This window comes from Microbacterium sp. SCN 71-21, from assembly GCF_001725695.1.
Lineage (GTDB): Bacteria > Actinomycetota > Actinomycetes > Actinomycetales > Microbacteriaceae > Microbacterium > Microbacterium ginsengisoli.
This window is the reverse complement of sequence record NZ_MEGA01000032.1, coordinates 19,700-44,634: the sequence shown is the minus strand read 5'-3', so window position 1 is coordinate 44,634 and position 24,935 is coordinate 19,700. Positions and strand designations below refer to the sequence as shown.

Below are 24,935 nucleotides of genomic sequence, written 5' to 3'. Positions count from 1 at the left end.
CACGGGGTTATCGCCACGCAAACACCCCTGTGGATAACTCTGTGGAGAAATGCGGAAACACGCCGCCGATCCTGTGGGAACAGCTTGTGGACAGCCGTGTCCCCCGCAACGATTTTCCGCTATTTTTTTCCATCTGATCAGGTATTAACACTATCCACGGGTGTGAATAAGTCCCTGGTTGAAGGCCGGGTTGAAGGTTGTGCGTTCGACGTGACGAACTGTGCAGAATTCCGGACCGTGGAGGGGGCGAAAGAGGGCCGTGAGAGGCCGGAATTTCCGGACATGAACCCGCTTCCGTCCACTCGAACGACGTGCATACACTCGCCGCATCACCGCAGCAGCGGCACTTACCTGAGGAGGAGGTGAGACGGATGAACCTCATCACCACAACGCATCGCCGGATGTCACGGGTCCGCCCGTCCGCCCCCGTGCAGACGCGCCGCGCCGGCGTCGCATCCGCCCCCGGGCACCACGCACGCACCGCGTCGACGGCCCTCCCCCCGGGCCTGCGCCCCACCCCCCACCGCTCCGGCGCCTCCGACGCGTCGGGCCAGGTGCACCCCACCCTCCCCACGGGGACCCTGGCGCCGGGCGGCGCCAGCGGGTCGGGCAACCCGATGATGGCGAGCCCCACGCTCGGCACTCTCGGGGTTCCCGCCGGCGCCGCCCCACACCGTCGTTCCGCCGGCCCACCCGGGCCGCTCGGGCAGCCACCCGATCCGCCACCGGACCTCCGGCGCCGCTGACACCCCACCGCACACCTGACGAGCGACCGCTCGCCAGACGATCCGTCGCGCCCTCGCGACCCTCACATGGGAACAGACCATGCACACCTTCGATTCGCACGCCCCGGTGCGCCCCGCGGAATCCGCGACGGCGATCGTCGCGACGTCGCCGATCAGCGGGCCGACCGGCCTGCGAGGTGGCATGCCCACTCACTCCCCGGTGGCCGCCCCCGCGGCCACCGGCGGGCCATCCACCTCGGTCGGGGGTGATCGCACGGCCTCGGTCGTCGACGACCCCACCGCCCAGCTCCGCTCCCTCGCTGACGCGACGTCCGCCACGATCCGCACTTCGCCGACTCTTCCTGTGTCGGGGACCCCTGGGTGCGCATCGGATGCCTCGGCCCCCGCCGCGTTCATCGCGGCAGCGGCGCCCCGGCTCGGCCACGTCGATGCAGTCGACAGCCGGCTGGTCGCCCTCGGCGTGTCCGGCGCTCGTCGTCGGCCGATCGGCCAGCGGGCGACGACCGAGATGGGCGACGTCCCCGCTCCTCGCGAGAGCGCGGGTCGCCGCAACCGTCCCGGGTCGACATCGCACCTCCTCGACGCGGCGTCGACCCGGGACGCACACCTTCAGACCTCTCTCCCCACAACTGCATATCCCTCACCGCGCACCCGCGCGGAGCGCCGGGTGGCCTCGGCCACCAACCGTCATCTCCCTGGAAGGAACACCATCATGCGCACGCACCTCACGCGATCCGTCATCGGCATCGCCATCGGCACCGGACTCGCCCTCACGGGCGCGGTGGCCGCCAACGCCGCCACGGGCGACAACACCAACAACGACAACGGCGCCCTCATCGGCGTGCACCTGCCGGTGACCATCACCGGCAGCGGTATCGGCATCGGCGGCACCGCCACCGGCACCGCCACCGGCACCCCCGGTTCGTCGAGCGGGTCGTCCTCCAGCGGATCGTCGTCGAGCAACCCGCTCGGCAACCTGCTCAACGGTGTCATCACGGTCAACCCGAACGCCGTCTCCGGATCGTCCGGAGTGCCGAAGCTTGTTCAGGTCGACGCCCCGGTGACGATCGGCGGCAACGCCGTCGGCGTCGCCGCCAACGCCTCGACATCGACGTCCCCGTCTGCGCCCGCGACCACACCCGGCAAGGGGCTCGTGGGCGTCAACGCACCCGTCACGATCGGCGGCAACGCGGTGGGCGTGCTGGGCAACGCCGTCTCGGGAACGGGCACCGCGGGCGGCGGGTCGTCGGCGAGCAGCAACCCGCTGACCTCGCTCCTGGGCGGACTGTCATCGAGCAGCAACCCGCTGAGCTCGGCGCTGTCGGGACTGCAGAGCCAGCTTCCCGCCGGTCTGAGCACGCTGGTGCCGAGCCTCGGCACCTCGAGCCTGCCTGCCGGTCTCGACACCCTGGTGCCGGGACTCTCCTCGGCCACCGGAGGCACCGACGTGCTCTCCCCGCTGGTGAACGACGCCCTCAACCCGCTCGTCTCGACAGTGACCGGGCTCGTCAACGGCACCGGGCTCGCGACGGTGAACGTGCCGCTGTCGGCGTCGTGCAACTCGGTCGCGCTGCTCACCCCGAACACGGTGAACTGCCCGACGAACACCACGCCCACCACCCCGACGAACCCCACCAACCCGACGAACCCGACCAACCCGGTTGACCCCGGCACCAACGGATCGATCTTCGGTTCTGCGGCCAGCACGGGCGGCGCCCTCGCCTTCACCGGCGCGGCCGGCCTGTTCCCGCTGATGCTCATGGGCGCCTCGCTCGTCGCCGCCGGTGTGGGCGCCGCGGGCTACTCGGTGATCCGTCGCCGCCGCGTGGCCAGCTTCGCCTGACCCGCATCCCCCCGGAAACGCTGAGGGCCCCGGGATCCGAAAGGATCCCGGGGCCCTCAGCCGTGCGTCGCGCCGGATTACTTCGCGGCGACGACCTGCAGCGTGATCACGGCGGTGACGTCGTCGCGCAGACGGACCGTCGCCTCGTGGGTGCCGACCGACTTGATCGGCGACGTGATGTGGATCTTGCGCTTGTCGAGGTCACCGAGACCGGCGGCCTTGACGGCGTCGGCCACGTCGTCGTTCTTGACGGAACCGAACAGACGCCCCTCGGCGCCGGCCTTGACCGCGAGCTTGACGGAGGACTGCTCGATGTTCGCCTTCAGCGCGAGCGCCTCTTCGTGGTCGTGGATGGCACGGGCCTCACGGGCCGCGCGGATCGACGCGACCTGCTTCTCGCCACCGCGCGTCCACGCGACAGCGAAGCCCTGGGGGATGAGGTAGTTGCGGGCGTACCCGTTCTTGACCTCGACGACGTCGCCGGCGCTACCGAGCCCCGCGACCTCATTGGTGAGAATCAGCTTCGACATGGGTGCTCCTTAGCGGCCTGCGCCGGCGTAGGGCAGGAGCGCCATCTCGCGCGCGTTCTTGATCGCCTTGGCGATCAGACGCTGCTCCTGCACCGAGACACCGGTGATACGACGGGCGCGGATCTTGCCGCGCTCCGAGATGAACTTGCGAAGCGTGGCGACATCCTTGTAGTCGATGACGCCCACGCGGATCGCCTTCGCGGGAGCGGCGACCTTCGCGCCCTTCCGCGGCTTGCGGCGGTCGCCGCTTGCCTTTCCAGCCATGGTGTTCCTTCGTGTGTGTGAGCGGATGCCTCAGGCGCGGGGCCGCGGCATCCGTGATTCGAGATTCAGAACGGAGTGTCGTCGCCGTAGGCGCCCGGGGCGCTCCACGCGTCGGCACTGCTGTTCGAGGAGCCGGGCGTCGACCACGGCTCGTCGGCGACCTGGGCGCGCGATCCGCCGCCGCCGGCGCCGGAACCGCCGGCCGCACGGGTGACCTGTGCGGTGGCGTAGCGCAGCGAGGGGCCGATCTCGTCGACCTCCAGCTCGATCGCAGTGCGGTTGTTGCCGTCACGGTCCTGGTAGGAGCGCTGACGCAGACGACCGGTCGCCAGGGCCTCGCCGTCCTTCCACTCGTTCGCCTGACGGTCGAACGTGCGGGGGGTCGACGCGATGGTGAAGTTCGCGACGGGCAGCCCGTTCTGCGTGTACCGCAGCTCGGGGTCGGCCGTGAGGTTGCCCACGACGGTGATGACGGTCTCGCCGGCCATCGTCGTTACGCCTTCGCGACCTTCGCGGCACCGGCGGCGGCCTTGCGGGCAGCCTTCTCGTCGGCGCGCTTCTGCTCGGACGCGATGAGAGCGATGGCCTCTTCGGCGCGGAGCACCTTGGTGCGGAACACGAGCTCGCTGAGGTTCAGCTGGCGGTCGAGCTCCTGCGTGGTCTCGCTGGTCGCGGTGAAGTTGACGACGGCGTAGATGCCCTCGGACTTCTTCTTGATCTCGTAGGCGAGACGGCGGCGGCCCCAGACGTCGACGTTGTCGATCGAGCCACCATCATTCGTGATGACCTTCAGGAACTTGTCGAGGTTCGGGGTGACCTGGCGCTCGTCGAGCTCGGGGTCGAGGATGACCATCAGCTCGTACTGGTGCGTGTGCGTCACTAACCCACCTCCTTCGGACTAGAACGGCTGCCGGGCGTTTCCCGACAGCAGGAGGGTTGATGCACGTGTCCGCGATGCGCGGCGGGAGCCGCACACGGACAACCTTCGAAGTGTATCGGATGCCACGAACCCCCGCCAACCGACGGCGCTTCCCGCGCACGGGCCGGTGCTACGATGCGGCCCAATCATCTGGAGGCGACGATGCCGGACATCAGCGCGGCGGCCCTGCGGCCCGACGACCGCGACCTGCTGCGCGGCATCCTGCGTCGTCTGGCGGGCGGTACGCCCGGCTACGTGCTGATGGCAGGACTGGTCGATCACGACGCGTTCACGATCACCGAGCTCGTGGGCACCGAGACCGACAGCCTGCACCGGCTGTTCGTTCGCGCGGGCGAAGGGGTCGGCGGCGGAGCCGTCGCGCGCGGACGCCCGACGGCGGTCAACGACTACGTGGGAGCGCCGCAGATCTCCCACCAGCACGACGGTGCGGTGCGACGCGAAGGGCTGCGGTCGATGGTCGCCGTGCCGGTGACGGTCGACGGTGCCACCCGCGCGGTGCTCTACGCCGCGACACGCGACGAGGGGAGCCTCGGCGACGCGGTCGCGACGCACCTGCTCGGCGGAGCGCGCGCGATCGGCGGAGAGCTGCACGTGCGGGACGAGGTCGACCGCCGGCTGGCGGCGCTGCGGGGCGTCGACCCCACGGTGCGCGCCGACGACCGGGACGCCCGCGACGCGGTGCGGGTGGCGCACGCCGAACTGACCGCGCTGGCCGCAGCGACCACGGATCCGACGCTCGCCGCCCGCCTGCTCGCCATCGACGCGCAGCTCGTGGGCGCCCGGCAGCACGATGCCCCACAGCTGTCGGCACGGGAGTCGGACGTGCTCGCGCAGGTCGCGCTCGGCTGCACCTATGCCGAGACGGCGCGGCGGCTCACCCTGCAGCCCGACACCGTCAAGGGCTACATGCAGACGATCATGGCGAAACTCGGCGCCCACTCGCGCCATGAGGCCGTCGCGACGGCGCGGCGCCTCGGCCTGCTGCCCTGACGGCCGGCGCCGGCCGACACCCTCCATCGGGGGGTGTGGGGGCCGCGGCATCCGTGTTTGCATCGTGCCACCGCGGCGCGACGGAGCGCCGCCCGGCTGTCGAAGGAGACCCGGATGCCTCACCTCGCCGAACCCACGACGATCACCTCGCCCGTTCCCCTCAGCCCCGCCGCGAACGACGAGCCGCTCACCCCGCTGCGGTTCCTGCAGCGGGCGGCGGAGGTCTTCCCCGACAAGGACGCGATCGTCTACGGCGCGCGCCGCTACTCGTACCGGCGCTTCGCCCACGAGGCCGAGCAACTGGCGCGGGTGCTGCAGGCGCGCATCGAGCCCGGCGACCGCATCGCCTACCTCGTGCCCAACACCCCCGAGATGCTGATCGGCCATTTCGCGGTGCCGCTCGCGGGCGGCGTGCTCGTCGCGATCAACACCCGCCTGAGCCGGGCCGAGATCGACTACATCCTGCTGCACTCCGGCGCGCGGGTGCTGATCGCCGACGCCGAGATCCTCGCGTCGATTGGCGACCCGCTCGCCAGCGTCGGCACCCTCGAGGAGGTCGTCGAGGTGCAGGATCCCGAGTTCGGCCATCCGGGCGGGCACGTGGCATCCGGTCAGGTGTCGTACGAGGAGTTCCTGGGCCGCGCGGCCGACCTCGACGAGCCGGTGTCATGGCATGTGAGGGATGAGCGCGCGCCCATCTCGATCAACTACACCTCGGGCACGACCGGCAAGCCGAAGGGCGTCGTCTACACGCACCGCGGCGCCTACCTGAACGCGCTCGGCGAGGTGTTCCACCAGCAGCTGACGAGCGCGTCGGTCTACCTGTGGACGCTGCCGATGTTCCACTGCAACGGCTGGTGTACGCCGTGGGCGGTGACCGCCGCCGGCGCCACCCATGTCGGGCTTCGCGCCGTGCGGGCCGACCGCATCTGGGAGCTCATCGACGGGGCATCCGTCACCCATCTCTGCGGGGCGCCGACCGTGTGCACGACGATCGCGGCGTCGGCCGACGCGCACCTCGTCGAGCGGCCACTGCGCATCACGACCGCGGGTGCGCCGCCGTCGCCGACCATCATCGAGACGCTCGAGGACCTCGGCATCACCGTCGTGCACGTCTACGGGCTCACCGAGGTGTACGGACCGTTCACGGTGTGCGAGTACCAGACCGCGTGGGACGGCCTCGACCGCGGCGAGCGCGCCAAGCGTCTCGCGCGGCAGGGGGTGGGGATGGTGCAGGCAGAGTCCGCGCGGGTCGTCGACGAGCAGGGGCAGGATGTCCCCGCGGACGGCACGACCATCGGCGAGATCGTGCTGCGCGGCAACAACGTCATGCTGGAGTACTTCCGCGACAGCCGGGCGACGAAGGAGGCGTTCCGCGGCGGATGGTTCCACACCGGCGACCTCGGCGTGATGCACCCCGACCGATACATCGAGCTGAAGGACCGCGCGAAGGACATCGTGATCTCGGGCGGCGAGAACATCTCGACGGTCGAGGTCGAGCAGGCCGTCGTCTCGCACGACGCCGTGCTCGAGGTCGCCGTCATCGGCCGCCCCGACGCACGATGGGGTGAGCGGCCGGTCGCCTTCGTGGTGCTGCGCGAAGGGCATGCCGCGGGCGCCGACGAGCTGCGGGTACACACGCGCGGGCTGCTCGCCGCATTCAAGGTGCCCGACGAGTTCCACTTCGTGGCGGAGCTGCCCCACACCGCCACCGGCAAGGTGCGCAAGTTCGATCTGCGAGCCGCCGCCGTGAACGCCTGACAGCGGGTCGCCCCGCCCGCTACGGTGTCGGCATGGAGTGGGTGGGGGACGGGGCCGACGCCGGTCGGTGGCTGGTCGAGCGCATCGACGATCCGTGGCGCGGCAGCATGCACGACGTCGTCCCGCGCGGATTCCCGAGCTACGCGCGAGTGTTCCACCCGACGGACGCCGATCGCCCGATGGCCGGACAGTGGCCCCCACTTCCGTACGCCCGACATCTCCGTGCGTGGGACGCCTTCATGGCCCACGGGGTGCACGACGTGGAGCGCCGGTCGGTCAGCTGGTCGGAGGCCGCGGCGATGCACGGCACGACGTGGCATCCTCTCGCGCAATGGGGCTCCCTCGTGCGACAGACCACCGACACGTGGGAGTCGAGCGTGGCGGACGAGTTCCTCTCGGCCGACGGATGGCGCGTGCGCCCGCCTCAACAGGGTCAGCTGGATGCCGCGGTATGGCCGCACCTCGCCCGCACGCTCGCAGCGCACAGCGACACCGACGAGATCTTCGTCGCGCTGTGGGAGGGACACGGCGCGCTCGTCGAGAGCACGAGCGGCACCGGCCGGGTGTTCCTCTCCTCCGACGGACAGGCAGCGGCAGCGGGCGGCGCCGTGCTCTCGCGCGAGATCTCCGCGGCACCCCGACTGAAGCTGCCGAACCGGGGCTTCGTCGTGTTTCGCGGCACGATCGGCGAGCTGAGCGCAGACGACTGGCCTCTCGACGTGCCCTGGCGTGATCGCATCGCGGAGAGCTACGGCTTCGCGCCCTCCGCCCTGTCGCCGAGCATCGTCTGGTCATCCGACCAGGCGTGGGTGACCGTCAGCGAGGTCGACCTCGACTCGACGGTCGTCGGCGGCCCGCCCGCTCTCATCGATGCGGTCTGTGCGGCGGAGGGCATCGAGGCACTGCCGATCGACGAGGGCGCGCACCTGGACTGGGACGCCGACAAGGTGAACCGATGAACGGACTGGGGCGGGCGGCATCCGGCGCCCTCGACACGGGTGCCCTCGTCGCACCGGTCGACCCGGCGGCGGTGCGGGCGTTCCGGAAGGCCCACGACAAAGGCATGACCGCGGGACGCGTCGTCGGGTTCGTCATCGCCGGCATCGTGACGCTGTTCGCCCTGGCGGTCATCGTGCCCATCGTCATCGGCGTGCTGGGATCGGTCATCGTGGGTCTCACCACGGGCGACGGAGCCTCGCCCGTCGCCCTCGTCTTCGTGCTCGCCGTCGTCGGAGTGCTCGCGATCTTCGTCTCGGCGGCCGTGCGCACCTGGCGCAGCGCCGCCGTGCACGCGTACCGGCTCGACGCCTTCGCGCGCGCGAACGGTCTCACCTACACGACACGCATCGACGACCCGAACCTGCCGGGCGTCATCTTCGACACCGGCGAGAACCGGAAGTCGCTGGATTTCGTGCGCACCGCGTCCGGGCGCGACATCGAGATCGCGAACTACCGGTACGAGACCGGCTCGGACCGGGACCGCACCACGCACCGGTGGGGGTACGTGGCCGTGCGCCTCGACGTGCCGTTGCCGAACATCGTGCTCGACGCCGTCGGCAACAACCGCATGTTCGGGGCATCCAATCTGCCGGCGGACTTCGCGCGCTCACAGCACCTGTCGCTCGAGGGCGACTTCGACCGGTACTTCCGCCTGTACTGCCCCGCCGGCTACGAGCGCGACGCGCTCTACCTGTTCACGCCCGACATCATGGCGCGCTTCATCGACAGCGCTGCCGCCCTCGACGTCGAGATCGTCGACGACCGACTGTTCCTCTACGCCGAACGCGACCTCGTCACCCTCGATCCCGCCACCTGGCAGTGGCTCGACGCGACCATCGGCGCCCTCACGGCCAAGCTCGATCAGTGGGCGCGCTGGCGCGACGAGCGCGTCCAGAGCGAACAGGGCGCACCATCGGATGCCGCGGCATCCACCCCCCACGTCGCGCCGCCGCCCGTCGTGGCTCCCGCCGGTCGGAGACTCCGCCGCCGCGCGTCGGTGCTCGGCGGCATCGCGGCCGTCGTGTTCATCGGGTTCTGGCTGTGGAGCCTGTTCGGCGATGCGATCGGACGGCTCGTCACCCCGTGACGCGTCCATCGCGGGAGAGGAAGACCCGCGTGATCGTGCGCTCGAGCACGCCGTTCGCACCCATGAGGATCAGCGAGTAGTAGCCGATCGCGGGGAACAGCAGTGAGATCACGAGCGCCAGCGAGAACAGCACGGCCAGCGACAGATCGTTGCCGACGCCGCGGATCAGCGCCTTCTCGGGAGTGTCGTGCAGACCGGGATGCTGCCGCAGATAGAGGCGTGTGCAGAGCGACAGCAGGCTCGTGACCACCATGCTGCCCATGTAGATCGACTTCGCGACCGGATCGCCGGACCCCGCCGCCCCCGTGATGGAGGTTGCGACCGGCAGCCAGACGATCGTCACGAGCCACGCCATCATCAGCCAGATGACCGCGGCATCGACCCGCTGCACCCGGGAGAACTGTCGGTGGTTGCCCACCCAGAACATCGCGATGATCGCGAAGCTCAGCACGAACGACACCAACTGGTCGTGGTGGTCGCCCAGCCACCGCCACGTGCCGCCCTCGGTCGAGCTGATGTCGCCGACGCTCTCCATGAGCGGCAGGATCAGCAGCGTGATCGCGATGGCGACCACCGCGTCGGAGAACGCGGTGAACCGCTCCGCCGCATACCCGGGTGCGTGCGGGCTGTCGCCCTCGTCGTCGGTCACCCGGTCACCCCTCGCGCGTGCGCTCCCACTCCTGCCGGCGCGCGGCCTGCGCCACCGGATCGGGCACGGGGAGCGAGGCGAGCAGCCGCTTCGTGTAGTCGTCGCGCGGGGCGCCGAGCACCTGAGCGGTCGTGCCCTGCTCGCGGATCACGCCGTGCCTGAGCACCACAATACGGTCGGCGACCTCGTCGATCACCGCCAGATCGTGGCTGATGAACAGCGACGCGAACCCCAGCTCCCGCTGCAGCTGCGCGAACAGCTCCAACACGGTCGCCTGCACTGACACATCGAGCGCGCTGGTGGGTTCGTCGGCGATGAGCAGCGTCGGCTGCAGAGCCAGCGCCCGCGCGAGCGACGCGCGCTGGCGCTGACCGCCGGAGAGCTCATGCGGGAACCGGTCGCCGAACGCGGTCGGCAGGCGCACCGCGTCGAGCAGCTCGTCGACGCGGGCGCGCGCCGCTCGCGGCGACCGGGCGCGGCCGTGCACGATGAGCGGCTCGGCGATGCACTCGGCGATCGTCAGCAACGGGTTGAAGCTCGTCGCCGGGTCCTGGAACACGAACCCGATCTCGGGTCGCAGCGGCGCGAGCCGCCGGTTCGTGGCGCCGCGCATCTCGGTGCCGAGCACGGTCAGCGACCCGCCCATGACCTCCGTGAGACCGACGAGGGCGCGCCCGATCGTGGTCTTGCCCGACCCCGACTCGCCCACGAGGCCGACGACCTCGCCTGGCGCGACCCAGAAGTCGACGACCTTGACGGCCACGACCCCGCCGCGACCGAAGCGTCCCGGGTAGCCGATCTCGGCCGCTCTCGCGACGACCACCGCGTCGGCGGGCGCCTCGGTCGGGGCGGATGCCGCGGCATCCTGCCCCTGCGTGCGGCTCTTGCCCGCACCCACGCGCGGGACGGCGGCGAGGAGCTCCTTCGTGTACGGCTCGCGCGGCGACGCGAACAGCTCGCGCACGGGCGCCTGCTCGACGATGTCGCCGCGGTACATCACGATCACGCGGTCGGCGAGGTCGGCGACGACGCCCATGTTGTGGGTGATGAGCACGATCGTCGCCCCGAACTCGTCGCGGCAGGTGCGCAGCAGCTCGAGGATCTCGGCCTGCACGGTGACATCGAGCGCCGTCGTCGGCTCGTCGGCGATGATCAGCCCCGCGTTGAGCACCAGCGCCATCGCGATCACGACGCGCTGCTTCTGACCGCCCGAGAACTGGTGCGGGAAGTCGTCGACGCGGCGCTCGGGGTCGGGGATGCCGACCGTGCGCAGGATCTCGATCGCGCGCACCTTCGCCTGGGCGCGGCTGATCTTCTGGTGGGCGCGCAGGCCCTCCGCGATCTGCCAGCCCACCGTGTAGACGGGGTTCAGCGCGGTCGAGGGCTCCTGGAACACCATCGCCGCGTCCCGCCCGCGCATCGCGCGCAGCTGCGCGTGGGTCGCGTGCACGACATCGGTCTCGCCGTCGGCGCCACGGATGATCACGGCTCCCGAGAGCGTCGCCGTCTCGGGCAGCAGGCCCAGCAGCGTGTTCGCCGTGACCGTCTTGCCCGACCCGGACTCACCGACGATCGCCAGCACCTCGCCGGCGTGCGCGGCGAGCGAGATGCCCGACACCGCGGTGACGGGTGCGCCGTCGGTCGCGAAGGTGACCGTGAGGTCTCGGATGTCTGCGACGTCGCTCATGCGGCACCTCCCGCGCGACGGCGGGTACGCAGTCGCGGATCGCTCAGGTCGTTGAGGCTCTCGCCGACGAGCGTGATGCCGAGCACCACGAGCACGATCGCCAGGCCCGGGAAGATGGAGGTCCACCAGATCCCGCTCGTCACGTCGGCGACCGACCGGTTCAGGTCATAGCCCCACTCGGCGGCCTTCGTCGCCTCGATGCCGAACCCGAGGAAGCCGAGGCCCGCGAGGGTGAGCAGCGCCTCGGACGCGTTGAGGGTGACGACCACCGGCAGCGTGCGGGTCGAGTTGCGCAGCACGTGGCGCACCAGGATGCGCCCGAGCGGCACTCCGATGACGCGCGCCGACTCGACGAACGGCTCCGCCTTCACCCGCACGACCTCGGCGCGCACCACGCGGAAGTACTGCGGCACGAAGACGACGGTGATCGAGATCGCGGCCGCCAGGATGCCGCCGACCAGCGTCGACTGCCCGCGGCTGATCACGATCGACATGACGATCGCGAGCAGGAGCGACGGGAACGCGTAGATCGCGTCGCAGATCACGAGGAGCACCCGGTCGAGCCAGCCGCCGAAGTAGCCCGACAGGAGGCCGAGGGCGACACCGATGAACAGCGAGAACACGATCGCCGCGAGGATCGCGAACAGCGCCGTCTGCGCGCCCCAGATCACTCGCGAGAACACGTCGAAGCCGCTGACGGTCGTGCCCCAGATGTGGGCGGCACTGGGTGGCTGCTGGGTCGCGAAGTCGACACCGTTCGCCGACTGCTGTGCCCACGAGTACGGCGCGATGAGCGGCGCGAAGGCGGCGACGAGCACGAACACGGCGACGATGACGACGCCGATGACGAGCATCGCGCGCTGCAGCCCGACGCTGCGGCGCAGGTGCGAGAGCACCGGGATGCGGTCGGCGAGAGGACGCGTGCGAACACTGACCGCAGCGGGGCGGGAGGAGGCATCCGTGGACATCAGTACCTCACTCGCGGGTCGATGAGAGCGGCGATGACGTCGACCACGAAGTTGGTCAGCGCCACGACGACCGCGATCATGACGACGATCCCCTGCACGGCGACGAAGTCACGCGCCTTCAGATACTCGGAGAGCATGAAGCCGATGCCCTTCCACTCGAACGTCGTCTCGGTCAGCACCGCCCCCGACAGCAGCATCGCGATCTGCAGGCCGATGACAGTAATGATCGGGATCAGCGCGGGCCGGTACGCATGCTTGGTGACGAGGCGGAACTCACTCACCCCTCGCGAGCGGGCGGATGTCACATACTGCGCGCCGAGCGTGCCGATCACGTTCGTACGCACGAGCCTGAGGAACACGCCCGCGGTCAGGATGCCGAGAGCGACGCCGGGGAGGATCGCGTGCAGCAGCACGTCGCCGACCGCGGCGCCGTTGCCGAGTCGGATCGCGTCGATCAGGTAGATGCCGCTGGGGTGGTCGAGGTTGCCGAGCAGCAGCTCGGTGCGGGTGGAGGCGCGGCCGTTCGTGGGGAGCACGCCGAGCCACACCGAGAAGACGAGCTTGAGCAGCAGTCCGACGAAGAAGATGGGGGTCGCGTAGCCGAGGATCGCCCCGACGCGCAGGGTGGCGTCCGGCCAGCGGTCGCGCGTGTAGGCGGCGACCAGTCCGAACGGGATGCCGATGAGGAACGCGACGATGAGCGCGTAGAACGCGAGCTCGAGGGTCGCCGAGCCGTACTGCAGCAGCACGTCGAGCACGGGTCGGCGGTCGGTGATCGTGGTGCCGAAGTCACCGCGCAGGATGCCGCCGAGGTAGTCGAGGTACTGCGCCCAGAGGGGTCGGTCGTAGCCGGCCTCGTGGATGCGCTGCTGCAGCTGATCGGGAGGGAGGCGTCCGCCGAGAGCGGCGGTGATGGGGTCGCCGGTCAGACGCATCAGCACGAAGACGACGGTGACCAGGATGAAGACGGTGGGGATGACCAGCAGCAGCCGCACGAGGATGTAGCGCCAGAGCCCGCCGCCCTTGGAGACGGCGGGGGCGAGTGCGGCCGGATCGACGGCGGCAGTGACCATGGGGGAACGACCTTACGTGGATCGCGCCGTGGGCCGGGGGGAGACCCCCGGCCCACGGCGCTGGACGACGCTTACTTGTGCAGCGGCGCGTAACGGAACTTGAACGAACCGTCGAGCGTCGCGCCCTGGACGTCGGAGCCGACGACCGCGGTCTGCGTGCCCTGCAGCAGCGGCAGGGTCGACAGGTCCTGGGCCACGAGGTCCTGGATCTTGCCGAGCTCGGTCGCGCGCGACGCGGCGTCGGTGTCGGAGGCCTGCTTCGTGATCAGGTCCTGCACCTCGGCGTTGTCGTAGTGGTTCTTCAGGAAGTTGTCCTTCGAGAAGAACGGCGTCAGGTAGTTGTCGGCGTCGGAGTAGTCCGGGAACCAGCCGAGCTGGTATGCCGGGTACACGTCGGCGACGCGGTCCTTGGAGTACTGCACCCACTCGGTCTGCGCGAGGTTGACGGTGAACAGGCCGCCGTTCTCGAGCTGGCTCTTGACCGCGGCGTACTCGTCACCTGACGAGGGGCCGTAGTGGTCGCCGTTGTACTGCAGGTTGAGGGTGACGGGCGTGGTGACGCCGGCGGCCTCGAGGATCTGCTTCGCCTTGTCGAGGCTCGGGCCGCCGTTGCCGTCGCCGTACAGCGACTTCAGCGACTCGGTGGCGCCGGCGAGGCCCTGCGGAACGTAGGAGTACAGGGGGGTGTAGGTGCCCTTGTAGACGTTCTGCGAGATGGCGGCGCGGTCGACGAGGGATGCCGCGGCCTGGCGCACGGCGAGCGCCTTGGCCGGGTCGGCCTCCGCGGTCGTCGCACCGTAGGGCTGGGTGTTGAAGTTGAAGACGATGTAGCGGATCTCGCCGCCGGGGCCGTCGACGACCTGCACCTTGTTGTTCGACTTCAGGTCGGCGATGTCGGTGGCGGTGAGGCTGCGGAACGCGACGTCGATCGCGTTGTTGGAGACATCCAGCTTCAGGTTCGACGAGTCGGCGTAGTACTTGACCGTGACGCCGCCGTTGGCGGCCGCGCCCAGCTCGCCCTGGTAACCGGCGTAGGGCTTGTAGTCGATCAGCTCGTTCTTCTTGTACGAGTCGATCGTGTACTGGCCCGCGAACGCGTTGCCCGCGACGATCGTGTCGTCAGGGGTGACGGCGGTCGCCGAGAACACCTGCTCGTCGACGATCGGCGCCGCCGGGCTCGAGAGGATCTGCGGCCACGTCTGGTCGTTGGGCGCCTTCAGCGTGAACACGACGGTCGTGTCATCGGGGGTGGCGACCGAGTCGAGGTTGCCGAGCAGAGATGCCGGGCCGTTGGGGTCGTTGATCGCGACCTGACGGTCGAAGGAGAACTTCACGTCCGAGGAGGTGAGGTCGTGGCCGTTCGCGAACTTCAGACCCGGCTTGAGCTTCACCGTGTACTCGGTGGGCGAGGTGTACTCGGCCGAGGTCGCGATGTCGGGGGTGACCTCCGACGTGCCGTACTTGCTGTTGAGCAGGAACGGGTAGACCTGGTTCATCACGGCAAACGAGCCGTTGTCGTACGAACCGGCCGGGTCGATCGAGGTGATCTTGTCTGTCGTGCCGATCAGCAGCGGCTCGCTCGAGCCCGAGCTCGAGGAGGAGCTGCTGCCCGAGCAACCGGCCAGCAGCAGCGCGGAGGCGCCGACCGCGGCCACGACGAGGCCGAGGCGGCCACGCGTGCGGGGGGAAAGTGTCATGGTGATGTGACTCCAGCTGTGAAAGAGACGGCCGCCTGGCGACGGACCGCATCCCGATATCTTGGACCCGTTCTCAGCGGGGACAAAGCCTGTGGAACGACTTTTCACAAGATCGAAACGCGTGCTATGGGCGTGACGAATGTCACATTCGGGTCGTGACGACCGGCTCTGGTGCAGCGGATCGCCCTGCGGGAGGCTCTGAGCATGAGCTCATCCGCACCCGCCGCAGACGCGGCATCCGCTCGCTCCGGCGGCTCCGGTCACACGGCGATCCGCGCTCGCGGCCTCGTGAAGTCGTTCGGCAAGGTCCAGGCCGTGCGCGGCGTCGACCTCACCGTCGCGCAGGGCGAGATCGTCGCGTTCCTCGGCCCGAACGGGGCCGGCAAGACCACCACGATCGATATGATCCTGGGGCTCGCGCACCCCGACGCGGGTGAGATCGAGGTGTTCGGGCGCAGTCCCCGGTCGGCGATCTCCCACGGTCTCATCTCCGCTGTGCTGCAGACCGGCGGCCTGCTCAAGGACCTCACCGTGCGCGAGACGCTGCGGCTCACGGCGAGCCTGTTCAGCGACACCCGGCCCATCGACGAGGTGCTGCAGCGCGCCGGCATCTCGTCGATCGCCGACCGCAAGGTGGGGGTGTGCTCGGGCGGTCAGCAGCAGCGGCTGAGGTTCGCGATGGCGCTGCTCAGCGACCCGGGGCTGCTGATCCTCGACGAGCCGACGACGGGAATGGATGTCGAGGGTCGCCGCTCGTTCTGGCAGGCGATCCGCGCGGACGCCGCCCGCGGCCGCACCGTGCTGTTCGCCACGCACTACCTCGACGAGGCCGACGAGTACGCCGACCGCATCGTGCTGATGAGCCACGGCCGCATCGTCGCCGACGGCACGACGGCGGAGATCAAGAACCTGGTCGCCGGCCGCGTCGTGCACGCCACCCTGCCCGGCGCGGACCCGGTCGCGCTCGCGGCGATCGCCGGCGCCGAGGATGTCTCGGTGCAGGGCGAGCGCATCGCGATCCGCACCCGCGACTCCGACTCGGTGGCCCGGCATCTCCTGACCGCCACCCCCGCGCGAGACCTCGAGATCTCGGCGCAGAACCTCGAGAGCGTCTTCCTCGCGCTCACCGGCAACGACGACACCGAGAAGAGCACGCGATGACCAGCACCCCCGCCCCCGCCCCCGTCAACCTCGACCGGCGAGTGCCGCCGCTCGGCGGCTTCACCTTCACCTATCTCGGCATCGAGCTCACGCGGAAGCTGCGCAACCGCCGGTCGCTGATCTTCACCGTCGCCTTCCCGGTGCTGATGTACATGATCGTCGGCTATCGCCTGAAGGACACCCCGCTCACCGATGTGCCCCTGTCGGCCGGCGGTGTCTCCGTCGCGGCCTACATCATGGTGTCGATGGCGATGTACGGTGCCATGATGTCGGCCACGCAGACCGGCGCATCGGTCGCCCTCGAGCGCGCACAGGGATGGAGCCGGCAGCTGCTGCTCACGCCGCTCAACCCCCTGGTAAACGTCATCATCAAGATCATCGCCGGCATGCTGTTCGGGTTCATCGCGATCGTGGCCACGTATGTCGTGGCCGGGTTCTCGGGTGTGCAGCTGAGCCCCGTGCAGTGGATCGTCACGGGTCTCGCGGCGTGGCTGCTCGCCGGCGCCGTCTTCACGACCCTCGGACTGATGGTCGGCTACATGGTCCCCGGTGAGAACGCCGCGCAGATCACGAGCCTCGTGATCGTGCTGCTCTCGTTCCTCGGAGGTCTGTTCTACCCGCTGTCGAGCATGCCGGACTTCCTGCAGACGATCGCGAAGTTCACCCCCGTGTACGGCATCAGCCAGATCGCGCGCGCACCGCTCACGGGCGACGCCTTCGACCTCGGCGCGCTCGTCAACGCGATCGCGTGGCTTGCGATCTTCGTCGCCGGCACGGTGGTGTTCTTCCGTCGCGACACGAAGCGGGCGTGAGCGCGATGTCCGCGGGGCGGCGTCCGGGTGCGGATGCCGCCTCGCGGCCTATCGTGTGGGATGTGAGTCAGACGGAGGCGCCCGATCGTGTGCGCGGCATGGGCTGGCCGGTGCTCGCCGACGGCGAGCGCGCCTCGCTCGCCGGATGGCGTGCGACGCTGGCGACTCCCTCCGTACGGGGGTGGTACGTGGGCGGCGCGATCGCGTTGCCGTGGCTGTTCGTCGTGCTGCCGGGGGTTCTCAGCGCCCCGCAGCTGTGGCAGCAGGTGCTCGGCAGCACTCTGGTGCTGCTCTTCGCCGCCGCGTTCCTGATCGCCGCCCCGACCGCGTGGGCCACTCCGCGCCGCGGGCGCATCTGGATCGTGCTGGGCCTGTTCGCGCTGTCTTTCGCACTGATGCCCTGGCTCGGGTGGGATGTGCGCGCCACCTGGACGTTCGTGGGCGTGGTGCTGGGCGTGAGCGTCATCGGCTGGCGGTTCACCTGGATCGCCATCGTCGCGCTCGGCCTGCTCGCCTTCGGCATCGCAGTCGCGACCGGCGTCGACCCGGCGGACGCCGTGCTGAACTCCGCGATCATCGTGTCGATCTCGCTCATGATGGCCGCCTTCGCACGCACCCTCGCCACGCTCGGCCAGCTGCGCAGGACGCAGGCCCAGGTCGAGGTGCTCGCCGCCGACCGGGAGCGCAGCCGGGTGGCGCGCGACATCCACGACATCCTCGGGCACTCGCTCACGGTCATCACCGTGAAGGCCGAGCTCGCCGGACGCCTCATCGACGCCGACCCGCAGCGGGCGGGCGTCGAGATCGGCGAGGTCGAGGCGCTTGCCCGCGGCGCCCTGGCCGACGTGCGCGCCGCGGTGAGCGGCTTCCGCGAGGTGAACGTGAGCGCGGAGCTCGCCGCCGCCCGGGCGGCGCTGCGGGCGGCCGGGATCGAGCTCGACGCGTCCGCATCCACCGATGCGATCGACCCGGCACATCGTGAGCTCGCGGGGTGGGTCGTGCGCGAAGGCGTCACGAACGTCATCCGTCACGCGGGTGCGTCGCGCTGCCGCATCCGGCTCGAGCACGATGTGGTCGAGGTCGCCGACGACGGTGTCGGGCCCGGGGCCGGCACCGCGTCCACCGGTCTCACGGGGCTGCGGGAGAGAGCGGATGCCGCCGGCGCCCGCCTGCGCATCGGTCGCAGCGACCTCGGCGGGTTCTCGGTGCGGGTCGAGCTGTGAGCGACGGCATCCGGCTGCTGATCGCCGACGACCAGGCCCTCGTGCGCGGGGCGCTCTCGGCGCTGCTCTCGCTGGAGCCCGACATCGAGGTCGTCGCCGAGGTCGGCCGCGGCGACGAGGTCGAGGCCGCCGTCCGCGCGGCGGCGGCGACCGTGGCCCTGCTCGACATCGAGATGCCCGGTCTCGACGGCATCGCCGCGTGCGCGCGGCTGCGCGAGACGGCGCCCGGATGCCGCGTGCTCATCGTCACGACCTTCGGTCGCCCCGGCTACCTGTCACGCGCGCTGCAGGCGGGGGCATCCGGGTTCGTCGTGAAGGACACCCCCGCCGCGCAGCTCGCCGACGCGGTGCGCCGGGTCGCCCGAGGGGGGCGGGTCGTGGACCCGCAGCTGGCGATCGACTCGCTCGCGCAGGGCGACTCGCCGCTCACCGAGCGCGAACGCGACGTTCTCGAGGGGGCGCGCACCGGCGGCAGCGTCGCGGACATCGCGCGCATGCTGCACCTGTCCGAAGGCACCGTGCGCAACCATCTGTCGTCGGCCATCGGCAAGACCGGCGCCCGCAACCGAGGCGACGCGGCGCGCATCGCCGAGCAGAACGGCTGGCTGTAGCCGGGTCAGGCTCCGCGCGAGCGGCCCTCGCGTTCGAGGAATGCGGCCGTCTCCGGGTGCACCGGAGCGTCGAACACCTGCTCAGGGGTGCCCTGCTCGAGGATGCGCCCCTCGTGCATGAAGACGATGCGGTCGGCGACCTCGCGGGCGAACGCCATCTCGTGGGTCGCCATCAGGATCGTCGAGCCGCGCCGCTTGAGGTCACGCACGAGATCGAGCACCTCGCCGACCAGTTGCGGGTCGAGGGCGCTGGTGATCTCGTCGAGCAGCAGCAGCTCGGGGTCGGTCAGGATCGCCCGTACGATCGCGACGCGCTGCTGCTGGCCGCCGGAGAGCCGATCGGGGAACTCGCGCGCCTTCTGCGCGAGCCCGAGGGTCTCGAGAAGCTCGAGTGCGCGGGCGCGCGCGGCCGCCGGGCGCTGGCGGTGCACCCGCCGGGCCGCGAGCGTGATGTTGTCGATGACCCGCAGGTGGGGGAACAGGTTGAAGTGCTGGAACACCACGCCGATGCGCGAGCGCACCCGGTCGGGGTTGATGCCCGGGTCGGTGATGTCGGTCCCGCCCAGGAAGATCTGGCCGTCGTCGACGCGTTCGATGAGGTTGATCGTGCGCAGCAGCGTCGACTTGCCGGAGCCCGACGCGCCGATCAGCACGACGACCTCGTGCGGCTCGATCACGAGGTCGACCCCGCGCAGCACATCGTGGTCGCCGAACCGCTTGCGGACGCCGGTGAGGGTGAGCGCGCTCACACGACACCCCCGTTCTGCTGACGGCGGGTGAGGCGGGCGGAGACCCAGTCGGTGAGGCGGATCATCGGCAGGCTCATCGCGACGAACAGCAGCCCCGCGACAATGTAGGGCGTGAAGTTGTACGTGTTCGCGACCTCGATCTGCGCGGCACGCACAGCGTCGACGGCGCCGAGCACCGAGATGAGGCCGACGTCCTTCTGCATCGAGACGAAGTCGTTCATGAGCGCGGGCACGACGTTGCGCACGCCCTGCGGGATGACGACGATGCGCAGGGTCTGTCCGTGGGTGAGGCCGAGCGAGCGCGCGGCGACCCGCTGAGACGGATGCACCGCCTCCATGCCCGCACGCAGCACCTCGGCGACATATGCGGAGTACGTGAGCACGATGGCGATGGTTCCCCACAGCACGACCGGCACCCGTCCGAAGAACCCGAGCGCGGGGATACCGAAGCCCACCAGGTAGAGCACGATCAGCAGCGGCATGCCGCGGAACAGGTCGGTGTATCCGGCGGCGAGTGCCCGCAGCGGGAAGAAGACCGGACCACGCAGCGACCGGAGCACGGCCAGTCCGGTGCCGAACACCGCCACGGCGGCGGCCGCGACGAACAGCACCTGGATGTTGACCCACAGACCGGCGATCACCGACGGGAACGCCGAGATGGCGACATCCAGATCGAAGAAGCTCGACCGCACGCTCTCCCAGCCGGGGCTGGTGACCACCGCGACGGCGAGGGCCGCGACGACCACCACGCTGCTGACGAGCGCGATGACCACCGAGCGCACGGTGGAACGGCGCCGGACCGCCCGCCGGGCGAGCTCGAGCTCGCTCGGCTGCCAGTCCGGCGCCGTGGAGGCTGGTGACGAGGTCAGTTCAGCACCGGCGCGTTGACGGCGTCGGCGAGCCACTGCTTCTGCAGCGCCGCGAGCGTGCCGTCGGCCTGGAGTGCGTCGACCGCGGCGGTGACGGCGGTGGTCAGCGGCGATCCCTTGGGCAGCACGAACGCGAGCTGATCGCCGCCGGTGGTGTCGTCGAACTGGCCGATGACCTTGCCGTTGTCGAGCTCGGCCCCGGCCAGGTAGAACGCGGTCGGCAGGTCGACGACGAGAGCGTCGATCTGGCCGGACTTCAGGGCGAGCACGGCGTCGTCGTTCGAGTTGAACACACGAAGGTTGTCGGTGCCGAGCTTCTCGGCCGCGACCCGGTAGCTGGTAGTGCCGCTCGCGACGCCGATGACGTCGGTCTTGAGGTCGGCGATCGAGGTGGCCGAGGCCGCCTTCGACGAGCCGGTGGTCACGACGGCCTGCGTCGTCGTGTAGTACGGCGACGAGAAGTCGACGGCCTTCTTGCGCTCGTCGGTGACCGAGAACTGCTGGATGTTGAGGTCCCAGTCCTTCGCACCGGGCGCGATGGCGCTGTCGAAGGTCGAGCGCACCCAGACGACGTCGCTGTCGGTGAAGCCGAGCTTCTCGGCGACGGCGTAGGCCACGGCCGCCTCGAAGCCCTTCTTGCTCGCCGGGTCGTCGTTCTCGACCCACGGCGAGTACGCCGGCTGGCCGGTGGCGATGGTGAGCTTGCCCGCAGTGAGCGTGTCGAGGGCGGCGGCGCTCGGGCCGGCGCTGGTGGCGGTGCCCGACGACGAGCCGGCGAACGCGCAGGCGGCGAGCGACAGGACGGTGGCGGCCGCCAGAGCGGCGACGGCGGCGGTGCGGCGGACGCGAGCGCGCGTGATCACAGGGTTCTCCTCAGGTGCGGGATAGCGGGTGGTCACCGCCAGCGGGTGCTGTGGTCCGTGCTCGGGCGATCGCGCACAGCCTATCCACGCCTCGCACATCGCCCGCGGTCAGGTGACACACGCGGTCACACCGGGATGCGCACGCCCGTCTCGGCGGTGAACCGGTCGGATGCGAAGCGGACGCGACCAGCGACCACGGTCGCGGCGGCCGTGCCTTCCCCGGCCGTCGCGAGGTGCTCGAGCGTGTCGTCCACCGCTCCGACGGGGACGTCGAGGAAGGCGAGGTCGGCGAGCGCCCCGACGGCGAGGTATCCGGTGCGGTCGGGCCCGGTGTCGATGCCCATCGCGTGGGCGCCGCCGAGGGTCGCCGCCCGCACGAGCCGTGCGGAGAGGTCGCGGTTCGCATAGCCCTGCCCGCGCGCGATGCGGTGCAGTGCGGCGACGTCGGCCCACGGGTCGAGCGACGGCGACGACGACAGCGAGTCGGTGCCGACGGCGATCGCGTTGCCCTCCACGAGATAGGCGGATCACGGCGTTCGAGCGGGGGCAGAGCGCGACCGCCGTGCCCCGCGCACGCAGCAGGGCGCGATCACGAGCGGTCATGTAGACGCCGTGGGCGATGTGGCAGTCGGGGCCGAGCACGCCGAGCTGGTCGACGAACTCCGCCGCCCCCACCCCGATGCCCTCGCCGCGCAGCTCGCGGAAGCTGCCGAGTCGCCGCTCGTGCCACGGGTCTCCGGGCACGTGGTCGCCCTCGCGCTCGAACGCGGCCTCGCCGAGGTGCAGGTGGATGCGCCCGCCCCGCTCGCGCACGATGTCGGGGATCTCCTGCAGCGGCTCGACGTCGAGCGAGTACGGCGCGTGCGGAGAGAGGCCGGTGCCGGGTGGGGTCGGGAGCGCGTCGAGCGCGCGTTCGACCTCGTGTCGGCCGATGCGCGCCCACTCGTCGTTGGTCCAGCTCATCACCTCCCAGTAGGTGATGCCGTGCAGCCCGGCGTCGTGCAGCGCTGTGGCGGCCGCGGCATCCGTCACGATGTCGGCGGCGGCGGTCACGCCGTGCGCCAGCAGGTCGCCGGCTCCGGATGCCGCGGCGGCCGCCCAGTCGTGCGGGTGCGCGTAGAGGCGGTCGAACGCGGCCGCTCAGTCGTCGAAGCCGCGGTAGCGGCCCCGCCCGACCTCGGCCATGCCGGAGTACTGCAGGTGGGTGTGGGCGTTGACGAGGCCGGGCAGCAGCACGCCCGGCCAGCGCACCTCGCGCACCTCGTCCCCGCGGCCTTCGAGCTGTGCACGCACCCAGGCACGGTCGCCGACGTGCCGGATGCGTCCCTGCGAGACCGCCACTGCGCCGTGCCGGATCGGCGGCGCTGTCACGGGCACGACCAGGTCGGCCGTGTAGAAAACGACGGATGTCACGTCCCGCTCCGGTGCGCGAAGCGCGGCGAGCGCCACCCGTCGGCGGCCCTCGCGACACCCACGTCGGGGGCGTCGACGCTCACACCGCGGGCGGCGAGCGCCGCGCGCGCGATGAGGTCGTCGACGGTCGCGGACACGGCGTGAACGCCCGGCGCGGGGCGCGTCGCGAGGAGCTCGCCGAGCGCGGCGAGCTGCACGGCGAAGGAGAGGTCCATGATCTCGATCGGGTTGCCCTCGGCGGCCGTGATGTTCACCGCACCGCCGCCACCCAGCAGCAGCGCGCCTCCCGGGAGCCGGTCGATGCCCGGCGCGACGGGCTCCGCTCCCGGGAGGTCGTCGACCTCGCCGGGCACCCCGCCGGCCACGGCGACGACGGCAGAGCTCTCGGCGATCGCGCGGGGCACCGTGCCGGCACGACCGGTGGCCGAGACCACCAGAGCGCCCGCCGCCCGCTCAGCAAGAGGAGCCACCTCGAACCCGTCGTGGAGCGCGCGAAGCGCCCGCACCGGGTCGACCTCGGCGACCGCCACGTCGGCGCCGAGCGCGCGCAGCACCGCCGCGACGCCCTCGCCGACCGGGCCGTACCCGACCACGACCGCGGGCTGGTCCCGCACCGTACGCCCCACCACGTCGAGCAGGTCGGCGACCGCGAACACGCACGACTGCGCGGTGCCGTAACGGTTGTCGAACCAGGTCTTCGTGCGCGCGTCGTTGACCGCCATCACCGCGGAGCGCAGCAGCCCTGCGTCGGCCATCGCCCGCAGCGGCGCGAGCCCGCTCGTCGTCTCCTCGCAGGCACCGATCCATCCCTCGACGAGCGACGGCTCGAGCTCGTGCGCGAGACGGATGAGGTGGGCACCGTCGTCGAGCAGCACGTCCCACCCCCTCCGCAGGAAGCCCTCGGCGGCGGCCCGTTCCGCGACACCCGACAGCGTCGTGTCCGCCACCACGAGCAGCCCCCGCGCGCGCAGGGCGGCCGCGACATCCGCATCGGTCTCGTCCGGGTGCGCGTACACGCCGACCTCGGCGCCCGCGGCGCGCAGCAGCAGCGCGAGTCGGGCGGTCTTCGGCTCGAGCATCATCGCCACCGCGACGCGCAGGCCCCGCAGGTCGAGCCCCTCGGCGACCCCCGCCGAGACGGTCATGAGTCGTGCGGCGCGGTCGATGCGGGCGTCGGCGTCGACCGCGTCGACGAGCGGCTCGCCGTCGAGCTCGACGACGAGCTCGTGCGGGTCGCTGTGCGGGGAGAGGAGGTCGAGACGGAGGGTGAGGGCGGCGGAGCCGGCGGCATCCCTCGCGCCGAGCGCGCGAATGAGGCGTCTCACCTCGGCGGAGAGCGACGCCCCACCCTCGACGACGTGCACCGACCGTGCCGCGAGGAGCGCGTTCGTGCGGAGGGCGACGGCGCGCACGATACGCTCGGCCCGGGCGGTCTCGTCCACCGCCCCAGCCTAGGGTCGGGGCCCGCCGCGCCCGGAACCGGGCGTCACGAAGCGTTCGTCACGACGTCGTCAACCCGAAGTACTCGAGCTCGGCGTCGTTGAGCATGCGCGACCGGATGAGGAAGCGCATCCCCGTCGGGCCCTCCACGCTGAAGCCGGCGCCACGGCCGGGCACGACGTCGATCGTCAGATGGGTGTACTTCCAGTACTCGAACTGGCTCTCCGACATGAAGACCTCGATCGGCTCGAGGCCCGGGACATCAAGGTCGCCGAGCTTCACGTCGCTCGGACCGGTCATGAACATCCCGATCGGGTAGCACATGGGTGCGCTGCCGTCGCAGCAGCCGCCGGACTGGTGGAACATCAGCGGGCCGTGCTGCTCGGTCAGCTGCCGCAGCAGGGATGCCGCGGCATCCGTCACATCGACGCGGTGATAGGTGCCGATACGGACCATCGTGATCTCCTCTCCGAGATCGTGTCCTCCGAGTGTGCGCCCGCCGCCGCCCGGAGGGAAGACCGGGACGACGGCGGGCGACGGATCCGCGGGGCTCCCGGAGG

25 protein-coding genes and 1 pseudogene are annotated in these 24,935 nt (G+C 70.8%); 9 read left to right on the top strand and 17 right to left on the bottom strand.

The features are described from left to right. Positions 1-927 precede the first annotated feature (927 nt). A complete protein-coding gene (locus ABT08_RS06755; protein WP_288114319.1) occupies positions 928-2,589 on the top strand; it encodes a hypothetical protein in 1,662 nt (553 codons plus the stop codon). A gap of 77 nt (positions 2,590-2,666) precedes the next feature. On the opposite strand, the gene rplI is transcribed toward ABT08_RS06755, so the two are convergent. The 4 genes from rplI to rpsF form a co-directional block, all read right to left on the bottom strand. Further along, a complete protein-coding gene (rplI, locus tag ABT08_RS06750) occupies positions 2,667-3,119 on the bottom strand; it encodes a 50S ribosomal protein L9 (protein ID WP_045247874.1) in 453 nt (150 codons plus the stop codon). Positions 3,120-3,128: 9 nt separating this feature from the next. Next, the gene (rpsR, locus tag ABT08_RS06745) at positions 3,129-3,383 is read right to left on the bottom strand and encodes a 30S ribosomal protein S18 (protein ID WP_045247875.1); all 255 of its coding nucleotides are present in this window, start codon (positions 3,381-3,383) and stop codon (positions 3,129-3,131) included. A gap of 65 nt (positions 3,384-3,448) precedes the next feature. Beyond that, on the bottom strand, positions 3,449-3,871 hold the full coding sequence (locus ABT08_RS06740) for a single-stranded DNA-binding protein (RefSeq protein ID WP_288114317.1): 423 nt from the start codon (positions 3,869-3,871) through the stop codon (positions 3,449-3,451). A gap of 5 nt (positions 3,872-3,876) precedes the next feature. Then, positions 3,877-4,236 (bottom strand): 30S ribosomal protein S6, encoded by a 360-nt coding sequence (gene rpsF / locus ABT08_RS06735; protein WP_045248006.1) that lies wholly within the window; start codon positions 4,234-4,236, stop codon positions 3,877-3,879. A 228-nt stretch (positions 4,237-4,464) separates the two neighbouring features. Between rpsF and ABT08_RS06730 the strand changes: the two genes are divergently transcribed. The 4 genes from ABT08_RS06730 (at position 4,465) to ABT08_RS06715 (ending at position 9,160) form a co-directional block, all read left to right on the top strand. After that, positions 4,465-5,313, top strand: coding sequence for a helix-turn-helix transcriptional regulator (locus ABT08_RS06730; RefSeq protein WP_056206114.1), 849 nt, complete (start codon positions 4,465-4,467; stop codon positions 5,311-5,313). Between the two features lie 114 nt (positions 5,314-5,427). Then, positions 5,428-7,074 carry an AMP-binding protein gene (locus ABT08_RS06725; protein ID WP_288114316.1) on the top strand — a complete coding sequence of 549 codons (1,647 nt, stop codon included), beginning with the start codon at positions 5,428-5,430 and terminating at the stop codon, positions 7,072-7,074. Positions 7,075-7,106: 32 nt separating this feature from the next. Beyond that, the gene (locus ABT08_RS06720; RefSeq protein ID WP_288114315.1) at positions 7,107-8,033 is read left to right on the top strand and encodes a hypothetical protein; all 927 of its coding nucleotides are present in this window, start codon (positions 7,107-7,109) and stop codon (positions 8,031-8,033) included. Beyond that, positions 8,030-9,160 carry a hypothetical protein gene (locus ABT08_RS06715; RefSeq protein ID WP_288114314.1) on the top strand — a complete coding sequence of 377 codons (1,131 nt, stop codon included), beginning with the start codon at positions 8,030-8,032 and terminating at the stop codon, positions 9,158-9,160. The genes ABT08_RS06720 and ABT08_RS06715 overlap by 4 nt, the downstream gene beginning before the upstream one ends. Here ABT08_RS06715 and ABT08_RS06710 read toward each other — a convergent pair. From ABT08_RS06710 to ABT08_RS06690, 5 genes are all read right to left on the bottom strand, one after another. Continuing rightward, on the bottom strand, positions 9,150-9,809 hold the full coding sequence (locus ABT08_RS06710) for a TMEM175 family protein (protein WP_056206116.1): 660 nt from the start codon (positions 9,807-9,809) through the stop codon (positions 9,150-9,152). The genes ABT08_RS06715 and ABT08_RS06710 overlap by 11 nt on opposite strands. Positions 9,810-9,813: 4 nt before the next feature. Beyond that, the gene (locus ABT08_RS06705) at positions 9,814-11,496 is read right to left on the bottom strand and encodes a dipeptide ABC transporter ATP-binding protein (RefSeq protein WP_288114313.1); all 1,683 of its coding nucleotides are present in this window, start codon (positions 11,494-11,496) and stop codon (positions 9,814-9,816) included. Next, positions 11,493-12,464, bottom strand: coding sequence for an ABC transporter permease (locus ABT08_RS06700; RefSeq protein WP_288114312.1), 972 nt, complete (start codon positions 12,462-12,464; stop codon positions 11,493-11,495). Before ABT08_RS06700 ends, ABT08_RS06705 begins: the two co-directional genes overlap by 4 nt. Next, the gene (locus tag ABT08_RS06695; protein ID WP_045247883.1) at positions 12,464-13,537 is read right to left on the bottom strand and encodes an ABC transporter permease; all 1,074 of its coding nucleotides are present in this window, start codon (positions 13,535-13,537) and stop codon (positions 12,464-12,466) included. Before ABT08_RS06695 ends, ABT08_RS06700 begins: the two co-directional genes overlap by 1 nt. Before the next feature lie 71 nt (positions 13,538-13,608). After that, a complete protein-coding gene (locus ABT08_RS06690) occupies positions 13,609-15,234 on the bottom strand; it encodes an ABC transporter substrate-binding protein (protein ID WP_045247884.1) in 1,626 nt (541 codons plus the stop codon). Between the two features lie 204 nt (positions 15,235-15,438). Between ABT08_RS06690 and ABT08_RS06685 the strand changes: the two genes are divergently transcribed. From ABT08_RS06685 to ABT08_RS06670, 4 genes are all read left to right on the top strand, one after another. After that, positions 15,439-16,395, top strand: coding sequence for an ABC transporter ATP-binding protein (locus tag ABT08_RS06685; RefSeq protein WP_045248007.1), 957 nt, complete (start codon positions 15,439-15,441; stop codon positions 16,393-16,395). Beyond that, positions 16,392-17,207 (top strand): ABC transporter permease, encoded by an 816-nt coding sequence (locus ABT08_RS06680; RefSeq protein ID WP_056519585.1) that lies wholly within the window; start codon positions 16,392-16,394, stop codon positions 17,205-17,207. Before ABT08_RS06685 ends, ABT08_RS06680 begins: the two co-directional genes overlap by 4 nt. A 62-nt stretch (positions 17,208-17,269) precedes the next feature. Beyond that, positions 17,270-18,430 (top strand): sensor histidine kinase, encoded by a 1,161-nt coding sequence (locus ABT08_RS06675; protein ID WP_056206290.1) that lies wholly within the window; start codon positions 17,270-17,272, stop codon positions 18,428-18,430. Further along, complete coding sequence (locus tag ABT08_RS06670) at positions 18,427-19,041, top strand: response regulator transcription factor (protein WP_056206121.1); 615 nt, start codon at positions 18,427-18,429, stop codon at positions 19,039-19,041. The genes ABT08_RS06675 and ABT08_RS06670 overlap by 4 nt, the downstream gene beginning before the upstream one ends. A 5-nt stretch (positions 19,042-19,046) precedes the next feature. On the opposite strand, the gene ABT08_RS06665 is transcribed toward ABT08_RS06670, so the two are convergent. The 8 genes and pseudogenes from ABT08_RS06665 to ABT08_RS06640 all read right to left on the bottom strand — a co-directional run bounded on the left by ABT08_RS06665 (position 19,047) and on the right by ABT08_RS06640 (position 24,831). Continuing rightward, positions 19,047-19,790, bottom strand: coding sequence for an amino acid ABC transporter ATP-binding protein (locus tag ABT08_RS06665; protein ID WP_200930811.1), 744 nt, complete (start codon positions 19,788-19,790; stop codon positions 19,047-19,049). Continuing rightward, entirely contained in the window at positions 19,787-20,659 is an 873-nt protein-coding gene (locus ABT08_RS06660; protein WP_056206294.1) for an amino acid ABC transporter permease, read from the bottom strand. Before ABT08_RS06660 ends, ABT08_RS06665 begins: the two co-directional genes overlap by 4 nt. Further along, positions 20,656-21,522, bottom strand: coding sequence for an ABC transporter substrate-binding protein (locus tag ABT08_RS06655; protein WP_327037324.1), 867 nt, complete (start codon positions 21,520-21,522; stop codon positions 20,656-20,658). The genes ABT08_RS06660 and ABT08_RS06655 overlap by 4 nt, the downstream gene beginning before the upstream one ends. Before the next feature lie 125 nt (positions 21,523-21,647). Beyond that, positions 21,648-22,037 (bottom strand): amidohydrolase family protein, encoded by a 390-nt coding sequence (locus tag ABT08_RS13185; protein ID WP_353743280.1) that lies wholly within the window; start codon positions 22,035-22,037, stop codon positions 21,648-21,650. Positions 22,038-22,104: 67 nt separating this feature from the next. After that, a pseudogene (locus tag ABT08_RS13180) lies at positions 22,105-22,587 on the bottom strand (amidohydrolase family protein); the annotation flags it as partial. A gap of 75 nt (positions 22,588-22,662) precedes the next feature. After that, a complete protein-coding gene (locus ABT08_RS13175; protein WP_327037325.1) occupies positions 22,663-22,935 on the bottom strand; it encodes an amidohydrolase family protein in 273 nt (90 codons plus the stop codon). Next, positions 22,932-24,377, bottom strand: coding sequence for an adenosylhomocysteinase (locus ABT08_RS06645; RefSeq protein ID WP_056519588.1), 1,446 nt, complete (start codon positions 24,375-24,377; stop codon positions 22,932-22,934). Before ABT08_RS06645 ends, ABT08_RS13175 begins: the two co-directional genes overlap by 4 nt. A 58-nt stretch (positions 24,378-24,435) precedes the next feature. Next, entirely contained in the window at positions 24,436-24,831 is a 396-nt protein-coding gene (locus ABT08_RS06640) for a DUF779 domain-containing protein (protein WP_056206123.1), read from the bottom strand. Between the last annotated feature and the right edge of the window lie 104 nt (positions 24,832-24,935).